Here is an 11,052-nt window from a genome sequence, read left to right as displayed (position 1 = left end):
GCCGCCCCCATGCGCGTACCGCATGACGACGTCATACCGCAACGATCAAGAAGCGTCACGGGCCACCGGACTCCACGAGTTCAACCTGAGTAACTGCACTGTTCCGGGTTCGGATTGCGCGCCGGTGTCAACTTTCCGGTTTCGGGTCAGGCCGGCGGGTCGGGGTGTATCTGGCGAGCATGGTCTGGACGGCCTGTTCGACGGCGTCGTGGATGTCGGAGGCCGCGGGGTTCCAGTCGGTCAGCAGCATGCGCGGCCACAGGACGTAGTTGGCGATCATGCCGAGGAACTGGTTCGCGGCGCTCGCGGCGTCCGGGACATCAGCGTTGCCCGCCTCGTGCTCGGATTCCAAGTAATGCTGAACGGAGGTGAAGTAGGGCAGTTTGCCGAGCTGGAACTGCATCCGTCCCAGTTCGGGGAAACGAGGCAGTTCGGCGATGACGATCCGGAACAGGGCTGCCATGCCGGGCTGGCCGATCAGGTCGGCATAGCGGTGGCCGATAGTTGTCAGTCCGGAGCGCAGATTTCCGCTCTGTGGCCGCGCGGCAGCGTCGCCGGCGTCACGCTGCCAGGACTCGGTGACGATGGCCTCGAAGAGTGCCGCCTTGGTGGGGAACTGCTTGAACAGGGTGGACTTCGAGACTCCGGCCGCTTCGGCGACCCGGGCTAGTGAGGTGCCGTCGTAGCCGCGATCCAGGAACAGTTCTGTGGCTGCGGTGGTGATCGCCTCGCGCTTCTGCTGAGCGAGTCTGCGGTGGTGGGCGGAGAGTTCTGCTGCCATGCGGACAGTATGCCGCAGACCCGAGGCGAGTCACTTGACTCGCCTCAGTAGTCCTGCTTACGGTACGAGAGCAAGGCGAGTCGAGTGACTCGCATCGTATCTGTGGCGCCCGGGCGAATTCCGGTAGCCGCGCGGTGGAGGAACAGTTCATGACGATCGACAAGATCGCTTTGGTGACCGGTGCGAATCGCGGCCTCGGACGCGGCGCGGCCATCGCTCTGGCCACACGCGGGGTGCGGGTCCTGGTCACCCACCGTGGTGATGCGGCCGGGGCTGAGAAGACGGTGGAACAGGTGCAGGCGGTGGGTGGGACTGCCGCTGTTCTCCGGCTCGACATCAGCGACGTCTCCTCTTTCGCGTCCTTCACCTCCGAACTGAGCGAGCAGCTGGAGCGCTGGGGTACGTCGCGGCTCGACATCTTGGTCAACAACGCGGGAGTGGGGATCTTCGGACCGCTGGAGGACGTCACGATCGACGACTTCGACACGGTGATGGGCACCAATGTCCGGGGCACGTTCTTCCTCATCCAGTCACTTGTGCCGCTGCTGGCCCAGGGCGGCCGCGTCATCAACGTCTCGACGTCACTGACCCGCCACACCAGCCCCGCCACCTCGGTCTACTCCGCCTCGAAGGCCGCCGTCGAAGCCCTGAGCCGCACCCTCGCCGCAGAACTCGGCCCGCGCCGCATCCGGGTCAACTCCATCGCCCCGGGGCCGACCGCCACCGATTTCAACGGTGGAGCGATGCGGGACGACGCCGAGATGCGCCAGGTTCTGGCCGGACAGACCGCGCTCGGCCGCGTCGGCGAACCTGAGGAGATCGGCGACGCCATCGCCACGCTGGCCTCCGAGGGCCTGCGCTGGGTCACCGCCCAGCGAATCGAGGTCTCCGGCGGCGCCCTCCTCTGAGCGACCGAGCGATTTCCGGTACGCCGACTACTCACACCCGGGGTGGGACCGGAATACGCCAGGTACCTGCCGCGAAGTTCAGTGCCGCTGGCCAGCAGCACTGGCACGGACTCGTGAGCCATCGCCGCATTTCAGAAGCGCACCCGGGCGTTCTGCCAGCGGCAGAACGCCCGCCCGACCGGACTCGACGGTCACTACAGTCCAGTCTCATGGGGACGATTACCACGCGTACGGTCGAGTACCCGGCCGACGGCCTCACGATGATCGGGCACCTCGCGCTCCCCGCCGGTGTCGACTGCCGTCCCGCGGTCCTGATCGGGCCCGAGGGGGTGGGGCTCAGCGATGTCGAGCGCCGCCGGGCCGATGCGCTCGCCGAGCTGGGATACGTGGCGCTGGCCTTCGACCTCCACGGCGGGCGCTATTTGGCTGACCCCGAGGAGATGCTGGCCCGTTGCATGCCCCTGCTCGCCGATCCCGACCGGATGCGGGGCATCGGCCACGCGGCGCTCCACGTGTTGCGCGCCGAACCGCGGGCCGACTCCGACCGGATCGCCGCCGTCGGCTACGGCACCGGGGGCGCCATCGGGCTGGAACTCGGGCGCCACGGCGTCAACCTACGCGCGATCGGGACAGTCAACGCACTGACCACGGGCCGACCGGGCGAGGCGGCGCGCATTCGCTGCCCGGTGTGGGCCGGGGTCGGGTCGGAAGACCCGATCATGCCGCCCGCGCAACGGGACGCGTTCACCGCCGAGATGCAGGCCGCCGGCGTCGACTGGCGCCTCGTGGTCTACGGCGGAGCCCTGCACGCCTTCCACCACCCACCGGTCGACCACACCGTGCTGCCCGGCGTCGGCTACCACCCACGGCACGCACAGCGGGCCTGGCACGACATTGTCGATCTGCTCGCCGAGTGCTTGCCCGTGGCGGAGTGATCTGGTCGACAACCGCGATTCCGGGCCGCGCAACAGACCGGTCGACCGCCACCGGCTCCGGTTAGTAGAACATCACCGCCCGGTCACCATGCAGGTTTCCGCCGGATTTCCGGTCCCACACCACCAAGAGGTCACGGGTCCCTTAAACCGGCTTCATGTCGCACCACCACCACGGCTCCATCGGGCAATCCGCAACAGCGAGGCCGGCCGTCAGCCGTCGCGCGGCCGAACTCATCGCTCAAACCCTGCCGTTCGATTTCTGAGCTGGGCAAACACCGAAACGCCACCGACTGCCATGTCATATCCGGATCAGGAGCAGGCAAGAGGTATGGCCTCGTGTCGCTCACACATCCGTTCCGGCCGGGACCGGTATCCAGTCCGCCTCGGGATCGAGGGGGAGTTCGGTGTGGAGGTGCTTGAACACCTGCGCTCGCGTCTCGACCTCGCGAACGACACTCTCCGGAGCGCCGAACCCTCTGAAGAAGGTCGAGCAGCACTCCCGGGAGAGGAACGCGGGAGACCACGGGCCATGCGGCCTCACCCATTGATACGTGTGGTTGTGCAGGTTGAGGAACTGCAAGGTGGCCAGGCGGGTCTCGGTGGTCTGGAGGGCGCCCTGGTAGACGGCTTCGACGAGTACGCCGGAGACGCAGTGCTCGAAGGCCTTGCGCTGGGCGAGGAGTGTTCGTAGTTCGGCCCCGCCCAGGTCGCGGTAGTCGTGTTCGTAGACCCAGATGTGGTCGAGCCGGTGGAAGATGATGGTGAGCAGTGACTCGGACATCAGGCGCAGGCGCAGCAGGGGACTGGTGTCGAGGCCGGCGATCTGCCCAGCACGGGTCAGGAGCGGGGACATGACCCGGGTCTGGATCTCGATGAGCAAGTTCTCTTTCGAACCGATGTAGTAGTACAGAGCTCCCTTGGCGAGCCCGACCGCCTTGCTGAGGTCGTTGACGGATGTCGCCGCTTACCCCTTGCGAGCGAACAGTCTGGCGGCCGTGTCGATGATCTTCTGACGTCTGACCTCGAAGTCCGGTCCGTGACCCGGCGGTCGTGGCATCGGTCTCCCTCCCTCATGTGGCGATGCGGTGGCACGCACCTGCCGATTGGTACTTGAAGCTTCCGAGGGGTTTCGCTCGGGTATCGGCCGAGATTTTTCCGGTAATCCGTTCCGTTGAGCGGACACGCCTCGCCCTCCCGCCTGGGAGGGTCCCCATACCGCGCATCAACGCGGCGATTCCGGCTCCCGCCGCGGGCGGTTGCCGCCCGTCCGGTCGGCGTACGTGATCAGCGCACTACGCATCGCCGCGACCGACGTACGCACCAGGAGCGCGGCGAACTCGACGGAGGGCATACGGCCCGTCTGCGCGACACGGCCGCCGCGCTGGACGTCGCCGGCTTCGACGTCCAGGTCTCCGACCGCGTCCTCACGTCGATGTGGCACAAGTGGGTCTTCATCGCCACGACCACCACCATCGCCGGCCTCGCGCAGGGCACCATCGGTGACGTGGCGGCGGTGAGCGGCGGCAAGGGGTTCGCCGACGCGGTCCTCGCCGAGGCCGCCGCCGTGTCCGGCGCGGCCGGTCACCCCCTGCCCGACGCCGCCTACGTCGCGCTGCAGGCCACCGTGACGCAGGAGGGTTCGCCCTTCGCCCCGTCGATGTACCGGGACGCCCTGGACGCGCGGCCCATGGAGGTCGAGCATGCCTTGGCCTCCCTCGCCCGTGCGGCGAAGCGCCTCGGCCTGCCCGCTCCGCTGCTGAACGCCGCCGTGGTCCGCCTCCGGGTGCACAACCAGCGCGTGGCGAACGCCTCCCGGCCGGGCTGAGATCCGGCGGACGGCAGCCGACGTCCGACGCGCCGCGGTCGCCGCGGCCTCGTGCGGGCCGGGGCGACCGGTTCCCGGCGGTTCCTCATGCCTGGGGAACGCCTCCGGTGGCGGGGGTGCGGGTGGCGCGCAGGCGCTGGGCGAGCAGGGCGAGGGCGCAGAGGGCGGCGACCGTCGCCGCGTAGGTGACGAACGTGTCGTGCAGACCGGCGTGCGTGGCGGCGATGCCGGCGATCACGGCCGGGATGCTGAAGGCCAGGTAGGAGATGACGAAGGCGACGGAGAGCAGCTCGCTGCGTTCGGCGGGGCGGGCTATCCGGGCCAGGGTGCCGAAGCTGGCGAGGGCGGAGCCGCCGAAGCCGACGCCCGCGATCGCAGTTCCGAGCGCGGCCGCGGTCAGGGAATGCTCCTCCACACCGGTCAGGGCGACGGCCGTGCCGACGAGGAGCAGGGTCGCGCTGACGGCGAGGGTCCGTCCGACGGGCCAGCCGCGCAGGGCGAGGGCGGTGAGGAAGGCCGGGCCGGTGAGCAGGGTGACCACGAGTCCGCCGACGACGTGGCTGGAGAGGCCGAACAGGCCGACGGCGACGGACGGGCCGAGCGAGAGGTAGAGGCCGCCGAGCGCCCAGCTTGCGATGAGGATCGGGACCAGGCTCAGCAGGTCGGCCCGCAGGTGGGGGGCGATCCGCAGGCGGGGCTGGAGCGAGCGGGCGGCGCCGGGGCGGCGCAGCGAGGTCTCGGGCAGGGCCGACAGGAGGGCGCCGGCCACCACGAGGGCGAGGAGCAGCAGCACGTAGACGAGGCGGGTGGGGTGCGGCCCGTACTCGATGAGGAGCCCGCATCCGAGCGAGCCCAGTCCGAGTCCGAAGGTGGGCGCGGTGCCCGTGACGAGGCCCGCCCGGTGCGGGGCGTGCGCGGGGTTGAGGTCGGACAGGGCGGCGCCGAGCGTGGTCATGGCGGCCCCGGTGGCGATGCCCTGGATGAAGCGTGCCGTCAGCAGCAGGCCGACGTTGCCCGCGGTGAGGAACAGGACCATCGAGGCCGCTTCGAGGGCGATCGCGGAGAGCAGGACCGGACGGCGGCCGAGGTGGTCGGAGAGGGCGCCGAGGATGAGCAGCGCCCCGATCATGCCGAGCACGTAGACGGCGAAGACCGTGGTAAGGGTGGTGGCGGAGAAGTGCCATTCCTGCTGGTAGACGACATAGAGCGGGGAGGGCGCACTGGAGGCGGCCATGAACATGACGAAGACGACCGCCAGGGAGGCGAAGGCGACGGGACGGCTCAGCCGTCGTCGCCTTTCCTCCGGTGGCGCCACCCGGTCGGTGGGCGGCGGGGAGGGCTGGAGCTGGGACGGGACGGGACCGGACACGACGCGACTCCAAAAGCAGTGATCGATGCGTTTAAGACGCTACCACTAACGCAACGATCAGTGCGATAATTTCCCCATGGCTGACTCGTCGACCCAGGTACGTCCCGGCGGCCGCTCCGCGAAGGTGCGGGCGGCCGTCCACCGCGCCGTCGCAGAACTCCTCGCCGAGGAGGAAGCGGAGACCCTGACCCTGCCCGCCGTGGCCGCGCGCGCCGGCGTGCACCCCACCACCCTGTACCGGCGCTGGGGGTCTACCGCCCAGCTACTCAACGACGTCGCCACCAGCCGCTTCACCGGCGACCTGGTCGTCCCCGACTCCGGCTCCCTCGTCGGCGACCTCCAGCGGTGGCTCGCCGACGTGGCCACCGACGTCGCCGACCCGGACACGCTCGCCCTCATGCGGGCGACCATCGGCTCCGGCCCGGCGGGCGGCTGCGCCTGCGTCGAGGACCGCCACCGCCAACTCGGCGCGATCATCCGGCGCGAACAGGACCGCGGGGGGACGGCACTCGACGTGGAGACCGCGGCGGACTTCCTCCTCGGCCCGCTCTACTACCGCGCCATTTTCACCCCCGAGCCCGCCTCCGTCGACTGGGCCCGCACACTGGTGTCCACCTATCTGGCGACGCTCCGGACGCCCTGAGCCGCACACGGATCGCGGGGGCGCGGCGTGGCACACACACATGCATCTCGCCTGACCGCCAGGACCGGGTGTGGTTCCCCGACAGGGCACATCGGTGACATCAGGGTCAGCGGCGCGCGTCGCCGAGGGCGAGCAGGCGGGTCAATTCCGAGATCGCCTCGTGGGACGGCTTGAAGTAGCGGTTCTCCAGCAGCGCGTGGGCCTGCCCGTAGGAGAGGCGGGTCTGCCCGGTGTCCGGCACACGTCGCGCGGGCTGACGACCTTGCCCGGGCCGGGGCGACGGTGGGTGACAAACACCGGACCCTGGGTCCGGCCACAGCGAGATCCGCCCGGAGCGCTAGACGACTGGTCTAATTCTGCTACGGTGAAGGCATGCCAACCACCAAGACGGACACGCGTCAGAGCCTCCTGGATACCGCGCGGCGGATCGTCGCCGTGAAGGGCTACGCCGCGGTCGGCATCAACGAAGTCCTGGCCGGAGCCGGTGTGCCGAAGGGGTCCTTCTACCACTACTTCAGCTCCAAGGACGCCTTCGGTGAGGCGATGATGAAGAGCTACTTCGACGACTACCTGGCTGTCATGGATCGGATCGTCGCCGACAGGGACAAGAACTCTGCGGAACACCTGATGCGGTACTGGCAGAACTTCTACGACACGCAAGCCGTCGACGACTGCCAGGGCGGGTGCCTGGTCGTCAAGCTCGGTGCGGAGGTTTCCGACCTCTCGGAGGCGATGAGGGTGGTGATGAAAGCGGGCACCTCGGCCATCGTCGACCGAGTGGAGAAAATGATCACCGCTGGCATCGCAGACGGGTCCGTGTCCGTCGATGCCGGCCCCCGTGCGACGGCTGAGGCTCTCTATGACACATGGCTGGGGGCAAGTGTGATGGCGAAGATCCACCGCAGCCCGGAGTATCTCGACGGCGCCATGACGGTCACCCGTCAACTCCTCCACGTCTGACAAGCCACGCTGCCCGCGACGTATCGGAGATCGGGCAGCGCTTCGCCGCTACTAGTAGACCAGTCCAATCAAGGGAAGATCATGACTGCCGACCTTATCTACTCCGATGCGACCGAACTCGCTGAACTGATCCGTGCCGGGAAGGTGTCATCCGTCGAGGTGGTGCAGGCACACCTTGACCGCATCGAGGCCGTCGACCCGAAGCTCAACGCCATCGTCACGCTGGTCGACGGCGTCCTCGACGCCGCGAAGGCGGCGGACGAAGCGCTCTCGGCGGGCGGCGAGATCGGGCCTCTGCATGGTGTCCCGTTCACGGTCAAGGACTCGTTCGACACCGCCGGGGTGCTGACACAGCGCGGCTCGCCGATCTTCAAGGGCCGCGTTCCCGACACAGACGCCACCAGCGTGGCGCGCATCAAGAAGGCTGGTGGGATTCTGCTGGCCAAGACCAATCTGCCGGAGTTCTCCTACTCGACCGAGAGCGACAACCTCCTCACCGGCAGGACGAACAACCCCTGGAACCTCGACCGGACCCCCGGTGGCTCCAGCGGTGGGGAGTCGGCGGCAGTCGCAGCCGGCATGTCGCCCTTCGGGCTCGGCAGCGACCTTGCGATCTCCGTACGCGGACCGGCCGCCCACACCGGCATCGTCGCCCTCAAGGCGACGCACGGGCGCATCCCGATGACCGGAGTCTGGCCCCGAGTTCCACGCCGTGACTGGCACGTCGGACCGATGGCCCGAACCATCCGTGACATCGCGCTGGCCTACTCGCTGATGGCCGGCCCCGACGGCGCTGACGGTTTCGCCACGACTCCCCGCGAGTTCGACACAGGTCTGGGCACCTCACCCGACCGTCCTGTTCGTGTCGGCTGGCTGGTCGACTCCGGACTCGGCCCGATCGACTCGGAAGTCGCCGCAACCGTGCAGAAGGCCGCCGAAGCCTTGCAGAGCACCGGCGCCAGGGTCGAAAGGGTCGGCATCCCGGCACTCGAACGGGACAACCCCCTTGAGCTGTTCTACCGACAGCACGTCATGGAGGTCAAGCCCGGCTTCAAGGAGGCGACCACGGGCCACGAAGACCAGATGTTCAAGATCTCCAGGTCCATGCTCGCCGGCCCTGACACGTCCATCCGCGACTACGTCCTGGCCGAACAGGGCATCGAACGTCTCCGGGACGCATTCACCGAGTACTTCCAGCAGTACGACGCCCTCCTGCTCCCGGTCGTGCCCGTCCCCGCCCACGAACACGGACTCACCCAGTTCACCATCAATGGCCAGACCGTGGACGCCGCACACATCCAGACCGCCACCATCCCCTTCAACCTGACCGGCCTACCGGCCCTGTCCATGCGCTTCGGAACCAGCAGCGAAGGCATGCCCATCGGAGTCCAGCTCGCAGCCAACTGGCATGCCGAATCCATCATCCTCCACCTCGCCTCGCTGCTGGAATCGGTCAGCCCCGTCCGCGACCGACACCCCAACATCTGACAGGCCGGCACAGCCACACGGGCCCTGCCCCGGGTCCAAGGTGTGGGGCGGTGTGCGGCACACGCGGTGCGCCTGTTGACTTCGGTCCGACTGGCCGACGGGTACAGCCGCAGCAGGTGAGTGGCGCGAGCGTCTCCAAGCAGACCATCCGGCTTGGCCCATGACGAGGGCCGGTGAGCTTCGTTGCCGAGCGACGGCCGCTGGCCCGCACTGCCGACCGCCTGTCACCAGCGGCGACACGTGCTCCAGGCCAGCCATGACGAGAACTGCAGCGGCGGTGTCTGACCCGCTGTTTCAAGCTTCCTTCCAGGTTTTGCCAAGGTCTGTCGTGCATCTTCGAAGCAGTGATGACGGTGCTTCCTCGCCGTCGGCGGGTCGGCTTCGCCACTTCAAGAGCATCTGCCCTGACCACGTCAACCACTGCATATGGCAGCTGCGATTCCGGCTGGATGCGTGTTTGGCGGTCAGACGGGCGGCTTCGGGGAGGAGGTCCAGTACGTGTACGAGGGTGCCTACGGTTGGGATCCGAACAGCACCCCGCTTCGCCCGGGCGGGCCTGCTGCACCGGGGGAATCATCGTGTCGAGAGGATTGGTACACATGCTCGGAACAAGGAAAGCATTAGTCGTTCTCGCGGCAGCTTGCGCGATAACGCTGACGGCCGGCAATTCTGCCTCTGCCGATGACGAGGGGTCGGAATACGCGGCTTGGTATTCGGTCGGCCCGGCTGCTCCGGAGGGCACGATTTGCGGCCCTTCGGATCTCGATGGCAACAGGGCATGTTTCCGCAAGAACGGCGACCAGTGGTTTATCTATGATGGATCCGCCGGGGGATGGCCTTCCGTCGACTGGGAGAACCAGCTCGTCGACAAGGACGGGATCTGGCACAGCTATCGCAGTGGAGAATGTGTCAACCCGTGGCCCTACGACAATTGGGGTGTCTGCAACAAGGATTATTACGAATCCTCCACCCTCAACAAGCTCGGGGGACGGGGCAGCCAGGTCCGCTTCAGGCTGTGCCAGGACGGAGGCTGCACCAGGTGGTCGGCGTGGATCGACAACAACGGCTGATCCCTACAACTAAAGGGCGTCTGAGAGGCCTTGTCAGTGGGGGCCGGCCTCGATGTAGGCGCTGTCGGCGAGGGCGGGGACGCCTTGGCGTTCGCAGATCCCGATGATGCGGTGGGCACCGGGCCGCGGTCAAGGTCTTGGGTGCGGCTGGGCAGCGCAGGTGAGATCCATTTCGCCGGGCCCCCACCGGTCCGGTCGCCCGACGGGTCAGGTGTCCGATCGCGGCCGTCGCGTAGGTGTGGGCGGTGCCGACGGAGTTACCGGATCCGGTCGCGATCTGCGCGAGCGGATCGTGCCGGCGAAGGTAGACCAGAGGAAAGGGAAGCAGGCCGCTGTCCAGGCAGCAGCCATGTTGCTCACACTCCAGAAGACGGCTGCCTGGATGCCGTGTTCCGCAGGCCCGGTCGGGCCTGCGGTATTCCTGATGAGTCGGTATCGGGTCGGGTACGACGTGGTCCTGGTAACTCCTGGTGATGTCATGCAGAGCGAGTTGCGCTGTCGGCACGCAGAAGTCCTCCTGACCGGCACTGAGTTGAGTGGTGTCGCCGCGCACACAGCAGACCGTCAGGACGTGGTGGCGGAGCCAGGCTCGACGTCCCACGCCCTCGTGGACCACACGTACCGATCACAGGGAACCCGTGCCGTCACCGTAGACGACACGGAGCGCCGGCAACCGGTCCGGGCGCCAGCTATCCGGCTGGCGGCGGGTCGTCTTGAGCGTGCCGCGCGGCCTCATCCACTGCCTGCTTCAGCTCATACCGGTTGCTGACGGTGGCTTCGGCGTGGGCCGTGACGGCGGCCTGCACCTTCTCGGACGCCTTGCGCCAGTGGCGCCGCTGGGCGTCATACGCCTCACCGGTCAGACCGGCGCGCTTCGCGCGCTTCTCCTCAGCGGACCGATCCGGCTTGACCAACTCGTCGGGGACCTGGACCACGGCACGGATCCTGAGCGGCCCGCTGCGCGCACTGACGATCGCACTTACTCAGGTTGAACTCGCGGAGTCCGGCGGTCTGATCGCGCCGTCGTCCATGGTCAGACCGGTGGGCGGGAGGCAGCCGTCGACCAGGTGAGG

Annotated in this window: 12 protein-coding genes and 3 pseudogenes; 7 read left to right on the top strand and 8 right to left on the bottom strand. The window is 68.0% G+C overall.

Annotated features, from left to right (window positions below; all coding sequences use genetic code 11):
* Nucleotides 1-127: 127 nt before the first annotated feature.
* A complete protein-coding gene (locus ACIRFL_RS42785; protein ID WP_404040883.1) occupies nt 128-781 on the bottom strand; it encodes a TetR/AcrR family transcriptional regulator in 654 nt (217 codons plus the stop codon).
* A gap of 149 nt (nt 782-930) precedes the next feature.
* Between ACIRFL_RS42785 and ACIRFL_RS42780 the strand changes: the two genes are divergently transcribed.
* A complete protein-coding gene (locus ACIRFL_RS42780; protein ID WP_404040881.1) occupies nt 931-1,689 on the top strand; it encodes an SDR family NAD(P)-dependent oxidoreductase in 759 nt (252 codons plus the stop codon).
* Between the two features lie 209 nt (nt 1,690-1,898).
* Nucleotides 1,899-2,624: a dienelactone hydrolase family protein gene (locus ACIRFL_RS42775; RefSeq protein WP_404040878.1), complete on the top strand. Its 726-nt coding sequence runs from the start codon at nt 1,899-1,901 to the stop codon at nt 2,622-2,624.
* Between the two features lie 343 nt (nt 2,625-2,967).
* On the opposite strand, the gene ACIRFL_RS42770 is transcribed toward ACIRFL_RS42775, so the two are convergent.
* From ACIRFL_RS42770 to ACIRFL_RS42760, 3 genes and pseudogenes are all read right to left on the bottom strand, one after another.
* The gene (locus ACIRFL_RS42770; RefSeq protein WP_404040886.1) at nt 2,968-3,477 is read right to left on the bottom strand and encodes a TetR/AcrR family transcriptional regulator; all 510 of its coding nucleotides are present in this window, start codon (nt 3,475-3,477) and stop codon (nt 2,968-2,970) included.
* A gap of 24 nt (nt 3,478-3,501) precedes the next feature.
* Nucleotides 3,502-3,573: pseudogene (locus ACIRFL_RS42765) on the bottom strand (TetR/AcrR family transcriptional regulator); the annotation flags it as partial.
* Between the two features lie 273 nt (nt 3,574-3,846).
* Entirely contained in the window at nt 3,847-4,065 is a 219-nt protein-coding gene (locus tag ACIRFL_RS42760; RefSeq protein ID WP_404040875.1) for a hypothetical protein, read from the bottom strand.
* On the opposite strand from ACIRFL_RS42760, the gene ACIRFL_RS42755 reads away from it, so the two are divergent.
* A complete protein-coding gene (locus ACIRFL_RS42755) occupies nt 4,057-4,449 on the top strand; it encodes a ketopantoate reductase C-terminal domain-containing protein (protein ID WP_404040873.1) in 393 nt (130 codons plus the stop codon). The genes ACIRFL_RS42760 and ACIRFL_RS42755 overlap by 9 nt on opposite strands.
* A gap of 85 nt (nt 4,450-4,534) precedes the next feature.
* On the opposite strand, the gene ACIRFL_RS42750 is transcribed toward ACIRFL_RS42755, so the two are convergent.
* Nucleotides 4,535-5,818, bottom strand: coding sequence for an MFS transporter (locus ACIRFL_RS42750; protein ID WP_404040870.1), 1,284 nt, complete (start codon nt 5,816-5,818; stop codon nt 4,535-4,537).
* Nucleotides 5,819-5,894: 76 nt separating this feature from the next.
* Between ACIRFL_RS42750 and ACIRFL_RS42745 the strand changes: the two genes are divergently transcribed.
* Nucleotides 5,895-6,461 (top strand): TetR-like C-terminal domain-containing protein, encoded by a 567-nt coding sequence (locus ACIRFL_RS42745; RefSeq protein WP_404040868.1) that lies wholly within the window; start codon nt 5,895-5,897, stop codon nt 6,459-6,461.
* Nucleotides 6,462-6,567: 106 nt separating this feature from the next.
* Here ACIRFL_RS42745 and ACIRFL_RS42740 read toward each other — a convergent pair.
* Nucleotides 6,568-6,776: pseudogene (locus ACIRFL_RS42740) on the bottom strand (site-specific integrase); the annotation flags it as partial.
* A 57-nt stretch (nt 6,777-6,833) separates the two neighbouring features.
* Here ACIRFL_RS42740 and ACIRFL_RS42735 point away from each other — a divergent pair.
* From ACIRFL_RS42735 to ACIRFL_RS42725, 3 genes are all read left to right on the top strand, one after another.
* Nucleotides 6,834-7,421, top strand: a complete 588-nt coding sequence (locus tag ACIRFL_RS42735; RefSeq protein ID WP_404040865.1) for a TetR/AcrR family transcriptional regulator — start codon at nt 6,834-6,836, stop codon at nt 7,419-7,421.
* Nucleotides 7,422-7,502: 81 nt separating this feature from the next.
* A complete protein-coding gene (locus ACIRFL_RS42730) occupies nt 7,503-8,909 on the top strand; it encodes an amidase (protein ID WP_404040862.1) in 1,407 nt (468 codons plus the stop codon).
* A 599-nt stretch (nt 8,910-9,508) separates the two neighbouring features.
* Nucleotides 9,509-9,979 (top strand): hypothetical protein, encoded by a 471-nt coding sequence (locus ACIRFL_RS42725; RefSeq protein ID WP_404040859.1) that lies wholly within the window; start codon nt 9,509-9,511, stop codon nt 9,977-9,979.
* A 42-nt stretch (nt 9,980-10,021) separates the two neighbouring features.
* Here the strand turns inward: ACIRFL_RS42725 and ACIRFL_RS42720 are convergent.
* Nucleotides 10,022-10,292 (bottom strand): annotated as a pseudogene (locus ACIRFL_RS42720) (IS5/IS1182 family transposase); the annotation flags it as partial.
* Nucleotides 10,293-10,668: 376 nt separating this feature from the next.
* Nucleotides 10,669-10,914, bottom strand: coding sequence for a hypothetical protein (locus ACIRFL_RS42715; protein ID WP_404040856.1), 246 nt, complete (start codon nt 10,912-10,914; stop codon nt 10,669-10,671).
* Nucleotides 10,915-11,052: the final 138 nt, after the last annotated feature.

The organism is Streptomyces sp. NPDC102462 (assembly GCF_044765425.1).
Classification (GTDB): domain Bacteria; phylum Actinomycetota; class Actinomycetes; order Streptomycetales; family Streptomycetaceae; genus Streptomyces.
This window is presented reverse-complemented; position numbering and strand designations above follow the sequence as displayed.

Coding starts and splice junctions, on each gene's coding strand:
- ACIRFL_RS42775 (WP_404040878.1), top strand. CDS start 1,899: ATGGGGACGATTACCACGCGTACGGTCGAGTACCCGGCCGACGGCCTC.
- ACIRFL_RS42725 (WP_404040859.1), top strand. CDS start 9,509: ATGCTCGGAACAAGGAAAGCATTAGTCGTTCTCGCGGCAGCTTGCGCG.
- ACIRFL_RS42730 (WP_404040862.1), top strand. CDS start 7,503: ATGACTGCCGACCTTATCTACTCCGATGCGACCGAACTCGCTGAACTG.
- ACIRFL_RS42785 (WP_404040883.1), bottom strand. CDS start 781: ATGGCAGCAGAACTCTCCGCCCACCACCGCAGACTCGCTCAGCAGAAG.
- ACIRFL_RS42770 (WP_404040886.1), bottom strand. CDS start 3,477: ATGTCCCCGCTCCTGACCCGTGCTGGGCAGATCGCCGGCCTCGACACC.
- ACIRFL_RS42745 (WP_404040868.1), top strand. CDS start 5,895: ATGGCTGACTCGTCGACCCAGGTACGTCCCGGCGGCCGCTCCGCGAAG.
- ACIRFL_RS42755 (WP_404040873.1), top strand. CDS start 4,057: ATGTGGCACAAGTGGGTCTTCATCGCCACGACCACCACCATCGCCGGC.
- ACIRFL_RS42735 (WP_404040865.1), top strand. CDS start 6,834: ATGCCAACCACCAAGACGGACACGCGTCAGAGCCTCCTGGATACCGCG.
- ACIRFL_RS42780 (WP_404040881.1), top strand. CDS start 931: ATGACGATCGACAAGATCGCTTTGGTGACCGGTGCGAATCGCGGCCTC.